This window comes from Flavobacterium sp. (assembly GCF_044341265.1).
In the GTDB taxonomy this organism is placed as follows: Bacteria; Bacteroidota; Bacteroidia; order Flavobacteriales; family Flavobacteriaceae; genus Flavobacterium.
Window position 1 is genome coordinate 20834 of sequence record NZ_JBIISA010000024.1, and the last position, 18555, is coordinate 39388.

The following is an 18555-nucleotide window of genomic DNA, read 5'->3' on the forward strand; positions in this document are numbered from 1 at the left end:
AGGGCTATTAGAATAACTATTTGTGTACTTATTTCTTCAACAAAGATACAATAATTCATATAAAAACAACAGCTGAAAAAATATTTTTACATTTTAGCGAACGTTCGCTTGTTTTGTATTTATTTTTTTTATAGTATTGCAGCAACAAAAAACAACATCTTATGGAAACCGAAGTAAAAACAACTGTAGAAATTATAAATTCAACAAAACATCAAAACATTTTAACCGAAGAAGCCTTGACTTTTTTGAGTGCTTTACATCATCAATTCAATTCAAAACGTATTGAACTATTAAAAAATAGAGCAACTCAACAAGAATTATTTGACCAAGGTGATTTGCCAAAATTTCCAAAAGAAACCGAATCCATAAGAAATTCGGTTTGGTCAGCAGCACCAATTCCAGAAAAACTATTAGACCGCCGTGTAGAAATAACTGGTCCAGTGGACAGAAAAATGGTTATCAATGCTCTAAACTCAGGCGCAAAAATTTTCATGGCAGATTTTGAAGACAGTTGTTCACCAACGTTCGAAAATCTAATAGAAGGTCAACAAAATCTAATTGACGCCATTAGAAAAACGATTACTTTAGAACTCAATAATAAAACCTACAAACTAAACAAAGATGTTGCAACGCTACTTGTTCGCCCAAGAGGTTTACATTTAGAAGAAAAAAACTTAAAAATAAAGGATGAAAATCTCTCTGGTTCGTTGGTTGATTTTGGTTTGTATTTTTTCCACAATGTACTAGAACTTCAGAAACAAAATCTTGGAATTTATTTGTACTTACCTAAAATCGAACATTACACCGAAGCGTGTTGGTGGAATGAAGTATTTGAATTTTCACAAAATTATTTCAAAGTACCAATTGGAACGGTAAAGGCAACCGTTTTAATCGAAACAATAACGGCAAGTTTTCAATTGGATGAAATTATTTATGAATTAAAAAACCACATTGCTGGATTAAACTGTGGTCGTTGGGATTACATCTTTTCATACATCAAAAAATTAAAAAATCATGAAAACTTCATGGTTCCCGATAGAGATCAAGTTACCATGACAAGTCCGTTTATGAGTGCTTATTCTTTACGAGTGATTCAAGTTTGCCACAAAAGAAATATTCTAGCTATAGGCGGAATGGCAGCACAAATTCCAATAAAAAACGATGAAGAAGCCAACAAAATCGCCTTTGAAAAAGTAAAAGCCGACAAAGAACGTGAAGTGAAAAACGGACATGATGGAACATGGGTTGCTCATCCTGGATTGGTAAGTTTAGCCATGAAAGTTTTTGATGAAAATATGCCAACAAAAAATCAAATGCATATAAAAAGAAGTGAATTAAATATCACCGAAGCACAATTACTCGAACTTCCAAAAGGAACAATAACAGAAAATGGTGTTAGAAAAAACATCAACGTAGGGATTTTATACCTTGAATCATGGCTTATGGGAGTTGGTGCAGCAGCATTATACAACTTAATGGAAGATGCGGCAACAGCAGAAATTTCTAAAGCACAACTTTGGTTATGGCTTAAAAAACAAGCGAAATTAGACAATGGCGAAGTAATCTCTAAAGCTTTCTATGAAAAATTAATTTCTGAAGAATTAGTAAAAATAAAAGAATATGTTGGAGAAGAACGCTACAATTCGGGTCAATTTGAACTAGCAACCAAACTATTCTCAACCATGATTTTCAATGAGAAGTTAGATGATTTTCTAACATTAGAAGCTTACAATTTTATAAAATAAAACTGCCGAATGCTGTAACACTCGACAGTTTCTAATAAATAATTAAATAAATAACTATCTAAACAGTACAAAAGTATGAAAACAGAAGACAGAATTCAAGCATTAATCACAGATTGGACAACTAACCCAAGATGGAAAGGAATTGAAAGACCTTACACTGCCGAAAAAGTAATAACATTACAAGGTTCATATCAAATAGAACATTCCATTGCAAGACGTGGTTCGGAAATTCTTTGGAAAAAATTAAACAATCAAGATTGGGTTGCCGGATTGGGAGCATTAACAGGAAATCAAGCTATTCAAGAAGTCGAAGCCGGATTGGAAGCAATCTACTTAAGCGGATGGCAAGTCGCAGCTGATGCAAATATTGCTGGTGAAATGTATCCCGATCAATCATTATATCCTGCGAACAGTGTGCCAATTGTAGTTAAAAAAATCAACAATGCTTTGTTACGCGCAGATCAAATTCAAACCGTTAATAAAATTGAAGATAAAAAAGACTATTTAGTTCCTATTGTAGCCGATGCTGAAGCAGGTTTTGGAGGAAACTTAAATGCTTTCGAATTGATGAAAAGCATGATCGAAGCTGGTGCTTCCGGAGTACATTTTGAAGACCAATTATCTTCAGCAAAAAAATGTGGTCACTTGGGAGGAAAAGTTTTAGTTCCGACCCAAGAAGCTATCAATAAATTAATTGCTGCTCGTTTGGCAGCCGATGTAATGAACGTTCCAAGTTTAATTGTAGCAAGAACTGATGCGGATGCTGCAAATTTAATTACAAGTGATATTGACGAAAGAGATCATAAATTCATAACTGGCGAGCGTACTCCAGAAGGATTTTTTTACGTTAACTGTGGCGTAGAACAAGGAATTGACAGAGGACTATCCTATGCTCCGTATGCCGATTTAATTTGGATGGAAACTTCCAACCCAGATTTAGACTACGCTAGAAAATTTGCAGAAGGAATTCACGCTAAATATCCAGGAAAAATGTTGGCGTACAATTGTTCACCTTCATTTAATTGGGCTGCAAAATTATCAGTTCCAGAAATGGAAACATTTAGAGAAGAATTGGCTGCTATGGGATACAAATTCCAATTTATCACATTGGCAGGATTCCATGCGTTGAATACTTCTATGTTTGAACTAGCTTTGGCTTACAAAAAAAGAGGTATGGCAGGATATTCTGAATTACAGGAAAGAGAATTCGCACTACAAAAAGAAGGTTTTAAAGCTGTTAAACATCAAAATTTTGTTGGAACCAGCTACTTCGACGAAGTTCAAAATACCGTTACAGCAGGATTAAACTCTACAGTAGCCATGAAAGATTCTACTGAAACCGCTCAATTTTAATTGATTTAAGTTTGTTGTTTGAACGCTTCAGTGTCGCGACTGGAGCGTTTTTTTTATCTTAAAACTAAATCTTTTACAATTTCTTTTCGAAGTTCTTCGTTGAGCATCACAATGATTTTTTGTTTGCCATAACTCAATTCTTCTCTTAAAACAGCCGAAGTTAATTTGACATACAAAGTAGTTCCTTTCAAGATTACTTCCTGAGTGTAACTATTTACTCCATTTCCCATAAGTGATTTCCAAGCCTGTTCTACATCAATTTTATCCATACCAGCTTCTAGTTTATTAACTTGAATAAACTGTTGCAAAACCTCCGATATAGAACTTTCGTTGCTTGTTCTTTTTGCCATTTTAAAATTACTTTAAAGAAAAAGGTTTATATCTTTTATAGTTATATTCTAAATCATCTTTATTTTTTAGAACTAAAACAGAATCTTGAAGTTCAATAATTTCCTCTTTCCACTTACCATAACTTGTTGAATAATTAACAAAATAACTACCATTTTCATTAGATATTGAAATCTCTTCTTTCAAATTATTGGTTTTATAAGTCCCATCAAGTTGTGGCATTACTTTTTGACGAAAACCCTTTTTATCTTTCAACTGAAAATAATCAATTGTTTCGTTAATCTTGTAATCTTTCTTCTCACCGTCTTTTAAAATAACCTTTTTTATTTCCCAATAGCCATTTAATTTAGCAATATCTTCATCTGTAATAGACTGATTACAAGAAACTAAAAGCAATAACGACAGAAAAAGTGTAATTGTATTTTTCATAATTTTAATAAAACCTAAAATTACAACATATTTTAAATAATAAAAAAGTATTTTTGATTAAACCTTTTTGATAATCTATTGTCTTAATTGAAAACCTACCAATTATGAGAAAATATATTACACTTTTAGCGCTTTCACTACTAACTTTCAGTTGTAGTTCCGATGACGATACAAATAGCTCTAACAATACAGAAGAAACTATGTATTTCCCACCAAATGATGGAAGTAATACATGGGAAACAAAGTCAATTTCTTCTTTAGGTTGGAATCAAAGTGCGGTTCAACCTTTATTAGATTATTTACAATTAAAGCATTCCAAATCATTTATAATATTGGTAAATGGAAGAATAGTTTTAGAAAATTATTTTAACGGACATTCTGCAACAACACCATGGTATTGGGCAAGTGCAGGTAAAACATTAACAACAACTGTCACAGGAATTGCCGAACAAGAGGGATTAATCAACATCAACAACAAAGTATCTGATTATTTAGGAACTGGTTGGACAAGCGCTCCATTAGCAAAAGAAAACTTAATAACATGTAAGAATCTTTTGTCTATGAATTCAGGTTTGAATGAAACTTTGGGTGACGATGTATCTCCAGCAAATCTTCAGTATGTTGCAGATGCAGGTACACGTTGGGCTTACCATAATGTTTATGTAAAACTTCAAGATGTTATTGCTCAAGAAAGTGGACAAACTTGGACCAACTACTTCAACACAAAACTTAGAGATAAACTTGGCATGACTGGTGGTAGTTGGTTGAATAGTGGCGATGGATTAAGTGTTTACAGAAGTACAACTAGAAATATGGCACGTTTTGGACTAATGGCTTTAAACAAAGGAAAATGGAATGGCAACCAAGTAGTTAATGAAGCTTTCTTCAATAGCGCAACGACTACATCACAAAACATAAATCAATCCTACGGATATATGTGGTGGCTAAATGGAAAATCTTCTTATCGTTTGCCACAAACACAATTTCAATTTAATGGAAGTATAATTCCGAGTGCTCCAAGTGATATGTATTGTGCCCTAGGCAAAGACGATCAAAAAATTTATGTTGTACCAAGTAAAAAAATGGTAATCATTCGAATGGGAGATGCAGCAGACACAGTAAGTATGGCATTGTCTGATTTTGATGATGTTCTTTGGCAAAAAATAAGCGCTTTATATCAATAAAGCGCTTATTTTTTATTTAAATATTTTATCAAATACTCTTTTCAATGCATAAACAAATAATATAAAAGTTATAAGCTGTAAGCCCATAGCTATATCTGAGAATTTCTTTTCTATAAGTTTTGCTAAAACTCCTAATCCGAAACAAATTAAAATCAAAATTATTGGAGAGGATGTTTTAAAAAAAGATACAATTTTATTCATATTTGCAAAATTTGATTTTTAAGCAATTATTTAAAAAAGCTATCTACAAATTCATATTTATTAAAAACTTGTAAATCTTCAATTCCTTCACCTACACCAATATATTTAACTGGAATTTGAAATTGATCAGAAATACCAATAACAACACCACCTTTTGCAGTTCCGTCTAGTTTTGTTACAGCTAAACAAGAAACTTCAGTTGCAGCTGTAAATTGTTTGGCTTGTTCAAATGCATTTTGCCCAGTAGAACCATCTAAAACTAAAAGCACATCGTTAGGTGTGTCTTCAACCACTTTCTGCATTACTTTTTTAACTTTAGAAAGTTCGTTCATTAAACCTACTTTGTTATGCAAACGTCCAGCAGTATCAATGATTACAACATCGGCATTTTGAGCCACAGCACTTTGTAAAGTATCAAAAGCTACAGAAGCAGGATCACTTCCCATTTGTTGTTTTACTATCGGAACTCCTACTCTATCAGCCCAAATTTGCAATTGGTCAATTGCTGCGGCACGAAAGGTATCTGCAGCGCCAAGAACAACTTTATAACCTGCTTTTTTAAACTGGAACGCCAACTTACCTATAGTTGTAGTTTTTCCTACTCCATTAACTCCTACAACCATAATTACGTAGGGTTTTTTATTGGCTGGAATTTTAAATTCTGATTCTTCTCCAGATTTAGTTTCAGACAATAAAGAAGCTATTTCTTCACGAAGGATTTGATTTAACTCTTCTGTTCCAAGATATTTATCATTTGAAACTCTTGTTTCAATTCTTTTTATGATTTTTAATGTTGTTTCAACACCAACATCTGATGAAACCAAAATCTCTTCAAGGTTATCTAAAACCTCATCATCAACTTTAGATTTACCTGCAATAGCTTTCGTTAATTTAGAAAAAAACGTTGTTTTAGTTTTTTCTAAACCTTTATCTAGTGTTTCTTTTTTTTCGGATGAAAATATTCTTTTAAAAAAACTCATTTCTTCAATTTATGTATTAAAAATAAGGATGCTAGAAAAGATTTTAGTCCTTATCAATAAAATTAGAGACAAATATAAAAATAAAAAAGCTACTTCCATACGAAAGTAGCTTTGATATATATTTAATTAGGAATTATTTCTTTGATAAGAAAGCATCCACTTCTTCTGGAGTCATAATGCTTTCAACAAAAGTATAAGCACCTGTTTTAGGAGATTTTACCATTTTGATAGCTTTTGTTAATCTCTTAGAAGCTGTTTGTAACGTTGCAACGGTTTTCTTTGCCATGATTAAAATGTGTATTTGAAATTCAACAAATGTGAAATTTCTAATTATTTAATTTCTTTATGAACAGTCATTCTCTTTAAGATTGGATTAAATTTTTTAATCTCTAATCTGTCTGGAGTATTTTTTTTGTTTTTGTTTGTAATGTAACGTGAAGTTCCAGGAAGACCTGTTCCTTTGTGCTCAGTACACTCTAAAATTACTTGGATTCTATTACCTTTCTTTGCCATCTTGCTTTATTTTTATTGGATATGGAATTATTTAATAAAACCATTAGCTTTAGCTGTTTTTAACACAGCAGCTAATCCATTTTTATTGATTGTTTTAATTGTAGAAGCAGCTACTCTTAAAGTAACCCATCTGTCTTCTTCAGCAAGATAGAAACGTTTTTTAACTAAGTTTACAGAAAATTTTCTCTTAGTTTTGTTCATTGCGTGAGAAACATTATTTCCTACCATCGCTCTTTTACCTGTAAGGTCACAAACTCTTGACATTATGCTTATCTTTTATCGTTATTCAAATCGAGGGTGCAAAGAAACAAAAAAGAAACCTTATACACAAAAAAATATTAGAGATTTTTTAAAATTTCTTTTTGTAACATTTCAAATGCTTTATTTACTGCTCTATCTATCACTTTCTCAAGTGGTTGACCAAAATTAAATTCTTCTACTATTACTTCACTTGGTGTAGCTAAAGCTAAAAAAACGGTTCCAACCTCTGCATCAGCATCACCTTTTGATGGTCCAGCATTGCCAGTTGTAGCAATTGCGTAATCTGTTTTCATTAATTTTTGAATTCCAAGCGCCATTTCTTTTGCAACTTGAGCACTAACAACTGTATATTTATTTATTGTTTCCTCGGAAACTCCTAAAACTGAAACTTTTGTATCTGTTGCATAAGAAACTACGCTTCCTCTAAAATAATTTGAAGCACCTGAAACTGATGTCAAAACTTGTGCAATTTTTCCTCCAGTACAACTTTCGGCTGTTGCTATTGTTTTGTTTTGTTGCGTTAATAATCTTCCTAAAACGACTTCAATAGTTTCATCTTCATCAAATCCGACAATAATATCTCCAATTATTTTAGCCAACGATGTTACATTATTATCTATTGCTTTTTCGAGAATTTCTTTCTCAGTTCCACGAGCTGTTAAACGCAAACGAACTCTTCCAGGAGCAGGTAAATAAGCTAATTTTACAAAATCTGGCAAATTGTTTTCCCAATGCTCAATTCGTTCAGCCACAAGACTTTCACCTTGTCCATAGGTCATTATTGTTTTGTGTAAAATGTAAGGTCGTTTGTACTCTTTTACTATTTTAGGAATGATTTCGTTTTCGACAATATATTTCATTTCGTAAGGAACGCCTGGAAGCGAAATAAAGACTGTATTTTCTTTTTTCATCCACATACCTGGTGCAGTTCCGACTTTATTGAAAAGAACCTCGCATTTTGATGGAACAAGTGCTTGATCTTTGTTCATCTGTGATGCCGGACGCTTCATTACTGATTCAATCAATTCGATAACATGCGATTCAACTTCTTTATTTATAACTAATGTATCGTTGAAGTATTCGCAGAATGTATGTTTTGTAATATCGTCTTTAGTTGGACCTAATCCTCCAGTTATAACAACAAAATCGACTTTGTTTTGTAGCGACTTAAAAGTGTCTAAAATGTGTTGCTTATCATCACTTATTGATAGTAGTTCGTGGGTTTGAACTCCAATTTTATCTAATGCTTTTGCGATGTATCCGGAATTGGTATCAATGATTTGTCCTATTAGGATTTCGTCACCTATGGTAACTATGGCTGCTTTCATTTGAAGTTTAGTATTTGTTTTTCAACTGTCTAATGCAGTTACTTCGATCATATCAAAAAAATATTGATTTCGATTATTGATTTGATTAGCAAAGATAGTACAAATAAAAAAATGAATCACTTTTTTAGCCCAGATTGGAGTATGTATCCTTTTATTTTGTTGCCTAAAACTTTGAGTTGTGATTAAAGAAATGTTCTCGAAGGCAACAAAATAAAAGATACTGCGGAAAGCTGGAAAATGGCTTGCAGATAAATCCCAAGCCATTCGCTTCTTACTATTATATTTCGAAATCTTTTTTGATTTCTTTTATTGCTTTATCAACTTGATCTTGAATGCTATCAAAAGTAGCTTCAATTTCTTTTCTCTTGCCTTCTGCTCTTGTCCAAGCTTCAACTTGAAGTATTTCTTCATAAGCCATTGTCATCCCTAATAAGTCTAGAGTTGGCTTAATCTTGTGTGCATAAGCATAAGCTTGCTTGTGATCTTTATCTTTAATACCTTGCTCTATTTGCTTCAAATCTTGAGGCACTTCGGTTACAAAAAGTGAGATAATTTGCATTACAAATTCCGGATCATTATCCGAAAGAGCGTAAACTTTTGAGAGGTTATAATTTATTGCCATTATTTAACTTGTATTCTAAATGATTTTTTATTTTCTATGAATCCTTCTAATATATCGTTTGCTTTTACAGCACTTACTCCTTCTGGAGTTCCTGTAAATATAATATCACCTTTTTTTAATGTAAAAAATTGAGAAACATGTGAAATAAGTTCATCAATTCTCCAAATCATGTGACTCGAATTCCCTTTCTGAACTACATTTCCATTGCTATGTAACTCAAAGTTAATATTTTCTAATGAAATAAACTCATTTTTCGGATAAAATTCACCAATTACCGCTGAACCGTCAAAAGCTTTAGATTTTTCCCAAGGCAAACCTTTTTCTTTAAGCTTAGCTTGCAAATCTCTTGCTGTAAAATCGATTCCTAATCCGATTTCATCGTAATAATTGTGAGCAAATTTTGCATCTATATATTTTCCGACTTTATTTATTTTAACCAAAACTTCAACTTCATGGTGCACATCATCACTAAACTCTGGAATTACAAAAGGATGTTGTTTTAACAAAATTGCAGAATCCGGTTTTAAAAAAACTACAGGTTCATCAGGACGTTCATTTTGAAGTTCCTCGATGTGTTTAACGTAATTTCTTCCGATGCAAATTATTTTCATAAGTAGTAGTAACAATTTGTAAGATAAAAACCCTACTTTTAACTTAGTTTATTATTAAGTTTTCTTAGCTTAATTCCTGTCAATACTTTTTTAGTGTAAAGAGGAAAATCAGCACCTTGAATCCAACCATAGTAACCTGGTTCTTTTTCAAGCACTTCCTCTACTAATTGACCTTTGTTTTTTCCGAAAGTAAAAATTTCTTTTCCTTCATTATTCAAAGCAATAAAACCAGCAAAATCAACTGATTTTTTACGAGTAGTGAACTCAGATAACCATTTCATATCGTTGTCTAAATCGTCATATCTGTCTAATTGTGCTTTTAGAATTTCATAAGTTGCCATAGTATCCGCTTCAGCAGAATGGGCGTTCTCTAAATTGGTACCACAATAAAATTTTAAAGCCGCACTTAAAGTTCGCTCTTCTTTTTTGTGAAAAATAGTTTGAACATCTACCGAAACCCTGTTTTTCATATCAAAATCTACTTCAGCACGAAGTAATTCTTCAGCTAAAAGTGGAATATCAAATCTATCTGAGTTAAATCCAGCCAAATCAGAATCCTTAATCATATTATGAACTTGTGATGCTAGTTCTTTAAAAGTTGGCTCATTAGCTACTTTTTCATTAGTAATACCATGAACAGCTGTTGTTTGAGGTGGAATTGGAATTGTTGGGTTTACTAACCATGTCTTGCTTTCTTTATTCCCGTTAGGATATACTTTGAAGATTGAGATTTCTACAATTCTATCCTTAGCAACATCAATTCCTGTAGTTTCAAGGTCGAAAAAGCAAATTGGTCTGTTTAATTTTAATTCCATTTTTTAAAAATGTTAGCCGACAAATATAAAATAATGTTGTTACCGTTTATCGATTATTTAAAAAGTTTTAATCAAAAATTAAGAAACCCTTTCAATTTGTTATCATTGAAAGGGTTACGTTTAATTTTTATTTTAGTATTCTCTATTCACATCAAATGCTTCAAGATATTCGGCTACTCGTTTTACAAAACTTCCGCCAAGTGCACCATCTACAACTCTGTGGTCATAAGAATGTGATAAGAACATTTTCTGACGAATTCCGATAAAATCACCTTCTGGAGTTTCAATTACTGCTGGCACTTTTCTAATGGCACCAAGAGCTAAGATTCCTACTTGTGGTTGATTAATAATTGGAGTTCCAAATACCGAACCAAAAGTTCCAACATTTGTAACTGTATATGTTCCGCCTTGTGTATCGTCTGGTTTTAATTTTCCTGCTTTAGCTCTATTTCCTAAATCGTTAACAGCTTTTGCCATTCCAACAAGGTTTAACTGGTCAGCATTTTTAATTACTGGAACGATAAGATTTCCGTTCGGTAAAGCTGCCGCCATTCCTAAATTGATGTTTTTCTTTTTAATGATGTAATCACCATCAACAGAAATATTCATTCCTGGAAAATCTTTTAAAGCTTTAGCAACTGCTTCCATCATAATTGGAGTGAAAGTCAATTTCTCACCTTCGCGTTTTTCGAAAGCACCTTTTACTTTATCTCTCCATTTTACAATATTAGTTACGTCAACTTCAATAAACGATTGTACGTGAGCAGACGTTTGAACCGAAGCAACCATGTAGCCTGAAATCAATTTACGCATTCTGTCCATTTCTACAATTTCATCACCTCCATTTACAGAAACTGGAACAGCAGAAGTTGTTGTAGATTGAACAGGTTGTGTTATAGGTTGTGCAACTGGAGTAACAGTTTGTGCTACAACTGGCTGACTTGTTCTATTCTTTACAAAATTTAATATATCTTCTTTAGTAACACGACCATCTTTTCCTGAACCTGAAATACTTTCTAATTCAGCAACTGAAACACCTTCTTCTTTAGCAATGTTTTTTACTAATGGCGAAAAGAATTTATCAGAACCACTAAAATCAGCTGGTGCAACATTTTCTTTAGCTACTTCAACTGTTTTAGCAACTTCAGCAACAATTGGAGCAGCAACTTCAGCAGTTTTAGGTGCCTCTACGCTTCCGCCTTCTGTTTCAATAATTGCAATAGTTTGACCCACTTTTACCACATCATCTTTCCCAAAAAGTTGTTCTACTAAAACACCTGAAACTTCACTTGGTACTTCACTATCTACTTTATCGGTAGCAATTTCAAGAACTGCTTCGTCCATTGCGATAGTATCTCCAACGTTTTTTAACCAATTGGTAATTGTTGCTTCAGCAACGCTTTCACCCATTTTAGGTAATTTCAATTCAAACTTTGCCATATCTTTAAACTAAAGTTGTGTTTTTTTATAATGATTGCAAAATTAGTAATTTTATCTTCATTTTGTAAAGAATACACTAATTTTTTAATGTTATGATTTCTCCTCTATCAATTGAATTATTGCTTCCAATAAGGTAATTAGAATTAGAAATATAATTCTTAAATGTTAAATTCTTACTTTTATTTGAATTCATAAAATCTATAATTTCCTTATAACTAAATGATTTTGTATCAAAAATGATTTCAGTATTCAAATTTACATTGTTTTTGAATTCTGAAAAATCATTTAAAATTGTTTCTTTTTTGTTCAAATCCAATTGTAATGAATCTTTAGAAAAAATTATATATTCATCAATCGTTCTTTTTATTTCTTTAGATTGATTTTTCTTAATAAACGAAAAAACAAAAACACCTATTTTCATAAAAAAATCGAATATAACTGATTTCTTAAAATGTTTAGTATAAAAGAAATTCATAGCTTCTTGAAAGCGTTTCATATACTTTTCATCACGAATAGTGCTTTCTCCTTTATAATGTATTACAGTTGTTTCGTGAAAATAATAATTGGTTTTACCTTTCTTTAAAGCCATGTAACTCAAATCAATATCGTCAGAATACATGAAGCAATTTTCATCAAATCCGCCAATTTCATTATACAATTCGCGCTTCATTACCATAAAAGCACCAACCAAAATATCCACTTTTCCAGATTGATTTTCAGTTAAATGTTGGGCGTAATATTTTCCAAAAACATTTGAAACTTTGTACAATCCGAAGATTTTTGTGAAGGCAACCCATGGAGTTGGTATGCCACGCTTACTTTCGGGTAGAAACTTTCCAGTTCCGTCAATAAGTTTACAACCAATTATTCCGCTGTTTGGCTTCCAATTTTTAGTATCAAGTATTTTAATAAAAGTATCTTCGGCAACTACTGTATCAGGATTTAAAATACAAATATAGTCGCCTTTGGCTTGTGCAACTCCAATATTATTTCCTTTTGGGAAACCTAAATTTTCTTTGTTTTCAATAAGTTTCACGTTTGGAAACAACTCTTTCATCATCGCACAACTATCGTCAGACGAATTGTTGTCTATTACAATGATTTCGCCATCAATGTTTTCAAGTGCTTTTTGGACACTTAAAACGCATTGCTCTAAAAAATAGCGCACATTATAATTTAGGATGATAACCGATAGTTGCATTTGACAAATATAATCTACTTTTGCAAAAAAATTACAACTGTGAATTACCTTTCTGTAGAAAATATTTCGAAATCATTTGGAGAACGCACTTTGTTCAAAGACATTTCGTTTGGAATAAACAAAGACCAAAAAATTGCTTTTATTGCCAAAAATGGTTCAGGCAAAACTTGCATTATGAAAATTATTAATGGCGAAGACGAACCAGATTCTGGGCAAGTGGTGATTAGAAAAGAAATCAAAATGGCTTTCCTATCGCAAGTCCCTCAATTGCAAGATGAGTTGACCGTTGAAGAAAGTATTTTTGCGTCTGACAATGAAATTCTACACGTAATTGAACGCTATGAAAAAGCATTAGAAAACCCAGAAGATACTGAAGCTTATGAAAAAGCTTTTGATGATATGGACCGTCATAATGCTTGGGATTTTGAAACCCAATTCAAACAAATTTTGTTCAAATTGAAGTTGGAAGATTTCAAATTGAAAGTAAAAAACATGTCTGGTGGACAGAAAAAACGTCTCTCGTTGGCGATTATTCTTATCAACAAACCTGATTTATTAATATTAGACGAGCCAACCAATCACTTGGATTTGGAAATGATTGAATGGTTGGAAAGTTATTTTGCAAAAGAAAATATTACGTTGTTTATGGTAACGCACGACCGTTTCTTTTTGGAACGCGTTTGCAATGAAATCATAGAATTGGATAACGGAAAATTATACAGTTACAAAGGAAATTATTCGTATTATTTAGAGAAAAAAGAAGAACGATTGGCATCTGAAAATGCTTCTATTGATAAGGCCCAAAATCTTTTTGTAAAAGAATTAGCTTGGATGCGAAGACAACCTAAAGCTAGAACTACCAAATCAAAATCACGTCAAGATGACTTTTATGTAATCAAAGAAAAGGCAGAAAGTCGCCGAAAAGAAAATAAAATCGAACTAGAAATCAACATGGAACGTCTTGGAAGCAAGATTATTGAGTTGCATAAAATTTCAAAAAAATTTGGCGATAAAAAGATTTTAGAAAATTTTAGTTTTGATTTCCAACGTGGTGCTCGAATTGGGATTATTGGTAAAAACGGAACAGGAAAATCGACTTTCTTGAACTTGTTGACACAAACAATTCCAACTGATTCTGGGAAAGTCATTACTGGTGATACGATTAAAATTGGTTATTACACGCAAAGCGGAATTAATCCAAAACCTGGACAACGCGTTATTGATATTATTAAGGAATACGGAGAATATATTCCGTTGATGAAAGGAAAATTGATATCGGCTTCGCAATTATTGGAACGCTTTTTATTTGACAGCAAAAAACAATATGATTTTGTAGAAAAACTTTCTGGTGGCGAATTAAAACGATTGTATTTATGTACTGTTTTGATTCAGAATCCTAATTTCTTAATTTTGGATGAGCCAACGAATGATTTGGATATTGTTACGCTAAATGTATTAGAAAGTTTCTTATTGGACTTTCCGGGTTGTTTGCTTGTAGTTTCTCACGACCGATATTTTATGGATAAGATTGTTGATGATTTATTCGTTTTTAGAGGTGACGGAATTGTAGAAAACTTCCCAGGAAATTACTCTGATTTTAGAGCTTATGAAGATTCGAGTGAGCCAACAAATAAAGACGATAACAAAGAAAAAAACAATTGGAAAACTAAAACTATTTCTTCTGGATTAGATTTTAACGAGCAAAAAGAATTCAATAAAATTGAAAAAGAAATCAAAGATTTAGAATACCAAAAGAAACAAATCGAGCAACTATTCTCTGACGGAAAAGTAGCCGATAATGATATAGAAGCGAAAGCAAATGAATTGCAGAAAATAATTCAAACCATGGAGCAGAAAGAAGAGCGTTGGTTTGAGTTGAGTTCAAAAATGGAATAATAAAAAGTATTCAGTGCTCAGTGTTCAGTTGGCAGTTACGCACTGAACACCGAACACCGAACACTGAACACTAAATAATGTTACAAATTATAAAATCATATCTGAATTTCCTTTGGAACTCCAAAAATCAACATGGAGTGCATTCGCCATTTGTATTTGATTTGGTTACCAAATGTTTTTATGATAAGAAGAATTATCCTGAATATCAATCTTTAAATGAGTACCGAAAATTTCTCTTAAACAGCAAAACAAGTATCGAAGTCACCGATTTTGGTGCTGGTTCACGAGTTTTTAAAAGCAATACACGAGCCATAAACCAAATTGCAAAAAACGCTGGAATTTCTCCAAAAAGAGCGGAACTTTTATTTAGAATTGTAAATTATTTTCAACCAGAAAGTATTCTTGAAATTGGAACTTCTTTAGGATTAGCAACTTCGGCTCTTTCATTGGGAAACTCAAATGCGAAAATCACCACACTTGAAGGTTGCCCGAAAACATCTAATGTTGCAATAATTTTTTTTCAAAAGTTTGGTTTCTTTAATACAAAAGTAGAAAAAACAGAGTTTTCATCTTATTTAAAAAATAACTTGGCAATAACTCAACCTATTTCACTAATCTACTTCGATGGCAATCACTCAAAAAAAGCTACTTTAGAGTATTTTGAACTATTACTTCCAACAACTACCAACGATTCTGTTTGGATTTTCGACGATATTCATTGGAGTAAAGACATGGAAGATGCTTGGGAAATTATTAAAAACCATCCAAAAGTTACCATAACTATTGACACCTTTCAATGGGGAATTGTATTTTTTAGAACCGAACAAGAGAAAGAACATTTTGTAATTAGAGTATAAAAAAAATGACAACCATCACTGATTGCCATTTTCCTGAATTAATAATAAACAAAAACCTCTATTCTTTAGCTTCTGATGTTTCTCTACTTTTTGCACCCATTCTGTTTAATTTAAACATTGGTCCAAATTTCAATTTTATTGAAGCTATCGAACTATTATCGTCAGATGTTAATCCTTCTTTTTCAACTGTATTTTTTCTATTATCTAATGCTTCATACATTAGTTTAATTTCATCATAATCTTCTCTTGAAAAATCTTCTTTGTTGTCTTTGTAAGATTGGAAAAAAGTTTCATATGTTTTCAAAATATTATCTTTATTTACCCATGCAAAACTCATATCGTTACCAATTTTTCCAGCACCAAAAAGTCTATCTCTTAAAAGCTGACTTGGATTTGGAATATCCGAAATTATTGCTGCTTTTTTAGTTTCCATACTTAACTTCAACTCATCATATTTTGCAACAGTTATGTTAATTTTTTCCTGAGATGCAGTTTTTGTAGCTTCATCAAGTGCAACTAAAGATTCATTTGCATTAGCACTTTTTCTATCAAAATCAGTAGCAATTTGATCCCAATTTGCCATCATTTCATCTGTATCAGCCATTTTTAATGAATCTACATAGCTTTCAAGTTCACTGATTCTTTTATCTGCAGCCTCTTTTTCCTTATTTTGACAAGAAACCATTCCTATTAGAACCATCGAAAGGATTCCAAATTTTAACATACTTTTTTTCATAATTTATAAGTTTTAATATTTATGTAAAATTACTTCCAACATCCATTTGTAATGTTATATAATTAAATGTTAAACTTATATAAATGTCATTTTTTAGTTTTGAATTTGTAACTTTATACAGTTTTAAACTACTAATCATTTATTAGTCCAAATTATCATGTCAAACACTCTTATAAAAATCTCAGACATCAAAAGAGATTTCATCCTCGGAAACGAAACTATTTATGTATTAAAAGGAATTGATTTGCAAATCAATAAAGGTGAGTATGTTGCTTTAATGGGACCTTCTGGCTCAGGAAAATCAACATTAATGAATATTTTAGGATGTTTAGACACACCAACATCAGGAACCTACATTCTTAACGGAAAAGATGTTTCTCAAATGCACGATGATGATTTGGCAGAAGTTCGTAACAAAGAAATTGGTTTTGTTTTTCAAACTTTTAATCTTTTGCCAAGAACAACTGCTTTAGATAACGTTGCTTTACCAATGATTTATGCAGGTTATCCAAAATCCGAAAGAAATAAAAGAGCCACCGAAGTACTTACTCAAGTTGGATTAGACGATAGAATGGATCACCAACCCAATCAACTTTCTGGAGGTCAACGTCAGCGTGTAGCAGTTGCAAGAGCTTTGGTTAACAAACCTTCAATCATCCTTGCCGATGAACCAACAGGAAACCTTGATAGTAAAACATCGGTAGAAATCATGAAACTTTTTGGAGACATTCACGCATCAGGAAACACTGTAATTCTTGTAACTCACGAAGAAGACATTGCTAAATATGCTCACAGAATCATCCGATTACGTGACGGAATTATCGAAAGTGATAAATTAAACGAAGGTCATTTATAAATCTTTCTTTTAGTTTTAATGGATTTAGGAGCGAATCGCTTGGGCTTTATCTGTAATCCTTATTCCTGCTGTCCATTCTGTCTCGTCCCAAAAGACGAGACGCCATTCCCATCAGGGCTAGTTGGCAATCCATATTAATTTTTGTTACCTTTGAAAAACAATTTTGATTTTTTTGACAAAGACATAAATCTCACAGTCAAAAAATCTAAAAATCTAAAAGTCTAAAATGAAAGTATATACAAAAACTGGCGACACCGGTACAACAGCCCTTTTTGGCGGAACTCGAGTTCCAAAACACCACATCAGAATTGAAAGTTATGGAACTGTTGACGAATTAAATTCACATATTGGATTAATTCGCGACCAAAAAATAAATTCACACTATAAAGACGTATTAATTGAAGTTCAAGATCGACTTTTTACTGTTGGAGCAATATTAGCAACACCACCAGAAAAAGAAACGCTAAAAAATGGAGAAAAACGTTTGCAAAATTTAGGGATTTTAGAAACTGACATTGAATATTTAGAAAAAGAAATTGATGCAATGGAAGATAGTTTACCACAAATGACACATTTTGTGCTTCCTGGTGGTCATACAACGGTGTCATATTGTCATATAGCGCGCTGTGTATGCCGTCGTGCCGAACGTTTATCAGTACATTTAAATGACATCGAGCCAACAGATGAACTAGTAATTAAATACCTAAACCGACTTTCTGACTATCTTTTTGTCTTGGCACGAAAGTTGTCCTTTGACCTAAAAGCTGATGAAGTTCAGTGGATACCTAGAAAGTAATTTGCTTTCTAAAACCAACAAAAACAAACGTTCTTAACTTTAATTATAAAATAAATCAATTTTTACTTGACTATTTCAGTTAAAAATTTATTTTTGCATAAATTATAAAATCGAAAGCAGATGTATTGGACATTAGAATTAGCATCTTATTTAAGTGATGCACCGTGGCCTGCAACCAAAGATGAACTTATAGACTACGCAATTAGAGCTGGTGCTCCGCTTGAGGTAGTTGAAAACCTTCAGTCTATTGAAGATGAAGGCGAGATATATGAATCAATGGAAGAAATTTGGCCAGATTATCCAACTGACGAAGATTATCTTTGGAACGAGGACGAATATTAAAAAAAATAAACTAACACAACAGAAAAAAGTCTCCTTTGGGG

Annotated in this window: 22 protein-coding genes; 8 read left to right on the forward strand and 14 right to left on the reverse strand. The window is 32.2% G+C overall.

Annotated features, from left to right (window positions below; genetic code table 11):
* The first annotated feature begins 161 nt into the window (after positions 1-161).
* Positions 162-1745 carry a malate synthase A gene (gene aceB / locus ACIQ06_RS11660; RefSeq protein ID WP_396146510.1) on the forward strand — a complete coding sequence of 528 codons (1584 nt, stop codon included), beginning with the start codon at positions 162-164 and terminating at the stop codon, positions 1743-1745.
* A 75-nt stretch (positions 1746-1820) separates the two neighbouring features.
* A complete protein-coding gene (aceA, locus tag ACIQ06_RS11665; protein WP_396146512.1) occupies positions 1821-3098 on the forward strand; it encodes an isocitrate lyase in 1278 nt (425 codons plus the stop codon).
* A 53-nt stretch (positions 3099-3151) separates the two neighbouring features.
* Here the strand turns inward: aceA and ACIQ06_RS11670 are convergent, their stop codons facing one another.
* Both ACIQ06_RS11670 and ACIQ06_RS11675 read right to left on the reverse strand, forming a co-directional pair.
* On the reverse strand, positions 3152-3448 hold the full coding sequence (locus ACIQ06_RS11670) for a DUF721 domain-containing protein (protein ID WP_345093747.1): 297 nt from the start codon (positions 3446-3448) through the stop codon (positions 3152-3154).
* A 7-nt stretch (positions 3449-3455) separates the two neighbouring features.
* Positions 3456-3875, reverse strand: a complete 420-nt coding sequence (locus tag ACIQ06_RS11675) for a lipocalin family protein (protein ID WP_396146515.1) — start codon at positions 3873-3875, stop codon at positions 3456-3458.
* 104 nt (positions 3876-3979) lie between these two features.
* On the opposite strand from ACIQ06_RS11675, the gene ACIQ06_RS11680 reads away from it, so the two are divergent.
* Positions 3980-5059 carry a serine hydrolase domain-containing protein gene (locus ACIQ06_RS11680; protein WP_396146517.1) on the forward strand — a complete coding sequence of 360 codons (1080 nt, stop codon included), beginning with the start codon at positions 3980-3982 and terminating at the stop codon, positions 5057-5059.
* Positions 5060-5071: 12 nt separating this feature from the next.
* Here ACIQ06_RS11680 and ACIQ06_RS11685 read toward each other — a convergent pair whose 3' ends face one another.
* The 11 genes from ACIQ06_RS11685 to ACIQ06_RS11735 all read right to left on the reverse strand — a co-directional run bounded on the left by ACIQ06_RS11685 (position 5072) and on the right by ACIQ06_RS11735 (position 13031).
* Positions 5072-5260: a hypothetical protein gene (locus ACIQ06_RS11685; RefSeq protein ID WP_396146519.1), complete on the reverse strand. Its 189-nt coding sequence runs from the start codon at positions 5258-5260 to the stop codon at positions 5072-5074.
* 26 nt (positions 5261-5286) lie between these two features.
* On the reverse strand, positions 5287-6240 hold the full coding sequence (ftsY, locus tag ACIQ06_RS11690) for a signal recognition particle-docking protein FtsY (protein WP_298303240.1): 954 nt from the start codon (positions 6238-6240) through the stop codon (positions 5287-5289).
* A gap of 133 nt (positions 6241-6373) precedes the next feature.
* Entirely contained in the window at positions 6374-6526 is a 153-nt protein-coding gene (locus tag ACIQ06_RS11695; protein WP_298303242.1) for a DUF4295 domain-containing protein, read from the reverse strand.
* A 44-nt stretch (positions 6527-6570) separates the two neighbouring features.
* The gene (gene rpmG / locus ACIQ06_RS11700; RefSeq protein ID WP_035126304.1) at positions 6571-6753 is read right to left on the reverse strand and encodes a 50S ribosomal protein L33; all 183 of its coding nucleotides are present in this window, start codon (positions 6751-6753) and stop codon (positions 6571-6573) included.
* A gap of 27 nt (positions 6754-6780) precedes the next feature.
* Entirely contained in the window at positions 6781-7017 is a 237-nt protein-coding gene (rpmB, locus tag ACIQ06_RS11705; protein WP_035126302.1) for a 50S ribosomal protein L28, read from the reverse strand.
* Between the two features lie 74 nt (positions 7018-7091).
* Positions 7092-8342, reverse strand: coding sequence for a CinA family nicotinamide mononucleotide deamidase-related protein (locus ACIQ06_RS11710; protein WP_396146522.1), 1251 nt, complete (start codon positions 8340-8342; stop codon positions 7092-7094).
* 277 nt (positions 8343-8619) lie between these two features.
* The gene (locus ACIQ06_RS11715) at positions 8620-8964 is read right to left on the reverse strand and encodes an Hpt domain-containing protein (protein WP_396146524.1); all 345 of its coding nucleotides are present in this window, start codon (positions 8962-8964) and stop codon (positions 8620-8622) included.
* Entirely contained in the window at positions 8964-9575 is a 612-nt protein-coding gene (locus ACIQ06_RS11720; RefSeq protein WP_396146526.1) for a fumarylacetoacetate hydrolase family protein, read from the reverse strand. The genes ACIQ06_RS11715 and ACIQ06_RS11720 overlap by 1 nt, the downstream gene beginning before the upstream one ends.
* Positions 9576-9613: 38 nt before the next feature.
* A complete protein-coding gene (locus ACIQ06_RS11725; RefSeq protein WP_396146528.1) occupies positions 9614-10390 on the reverse strand; it encodes an exonuclease domain-containing protein in 777 nt (258 codons plus the stop codon).
* Positions 10391-10522: 132 nt separating this feature from the next.
* Entirely contained in the window at positions 10523-11830 is a 1308-nt protein-coding gene (locus tag ACIQ06_RS11730; RefSeq protein ID WP_396146530.1) for a dihydrolipoamide acetyltransferase family protein, read from the reverse strand.
* A gap of 76 nt (positions 11831-11906) precedes the next feature.
* Positions 11907-13031 carry a glycosyltransferase family 2 protein gene (locus tag ACIQ06_RS11735; protein ID WP_396146532.1) on the reverse strand — a complete coding sequence of 375 codons (1125 nt, stop codon included), beginning with the start codon at positions 13029-13031 and terminating at the stop codon, positions 11907-11909.
* 39 nt (positions 13032-13070) lie between these two features.
* Here ACIQ06_RS11735 and ACIQ06_RS11740 point away from each other — a divergent pair, with 39 nt between their 5' ends.
* Both ACIQ06_RS11740 and ACIQ06_RS11745 read left to right on the forward strand, forming a co-directional pair.
* Positions 13071-14927: an ABC-F family ATP-binding cassette domain-containing protein gene (locus ACIQ06_RS11740; RefSeq protein WP_345093770.1), complete on the forward strand. Its 1857-nt coding sequence runs from the start codon at positions 13071-13073 to the stop codon at positions 14925-14927.
* Between the two features lie 77 nt (positions 14928-15004).
* Positions 15005-15784 carry an O-methyltransferase gene (locus ACIQ06_RS11745; protein WP_396146535.1) on the forward strand — a complete coding sequence of 260 codons (780 nt, stop codon included), beginning with the start codon at positions 15005-15007 and terminating at the stop codon, positions 15782-15784.
* 58 nt (positions 15785-15842) lie between these two features.
* Here the strand turns inward: ACIQ06_RS11745 and ACIQ06_RS11750 are convergent, their stop codons facing one another.
* Positions 15843-16520, reverse strand: coding sequence for a hypothetical protein (locus ACIQ06_RS11750; RefSeq protein WP_396146537.1), 678 nt, complete (start codon positions 16518-16520; stop codon positions 15843-15845).
* A gap of 157 nt (positions 16521-16677) precedes the next feature.
* Here ACIQ06_RS11750 and ACIQ06_RS11755 point away from each other — a divergent pair, with 157 nt between their 5' ends.
* The 3 genes from ACIQ06_RS11755 to ACIQ06_RS11765 all read left to right on the forward strand — a co-directional run bounded on the left by ACIQ06_RS11755 (position 16678) and on the right by ACIQ06_RS11765 (position 18514).
* Positions 16678-17376 carry an ABC transporter ATP-binding protein gene (locus ACIQ06_RS11755; RefSeq protein WP_396146539.1) on the forward strand — a complete coding sequence of 233 codons (699 nt, stop codon included), beginning with the start codon at positions 16678-16680 and terminating at the stop codon, positions 17374-17376.
* Between the two features lie 226 nt (positions 17377-17602).
* Positions 17603-18172 (forward strand): cob(I)yrinic acid a,c-diamide adenosyltransferase, encoded by a 570-nt coding sequence (locus ACIQ06_RS11760; RefSeq protein WP_396146541.1) that lies wholly within the window; start codon positions 17603-17605, stop codon positions 18170-18172.
* Positions 18173-18292: 120 nt separating this feature from the next.
* Entirely contained in the window at positions 18293-18514 is a 222-nt protein-coding gene (locus ACIQ06_RS11765; RefSeq protein WP_022828503.1) for a DUF2795 domain-containing protein, read from the forward strand.
* The last annotated feature ends 41 nt before the right edge of the window (positions 18515-18555 follow it).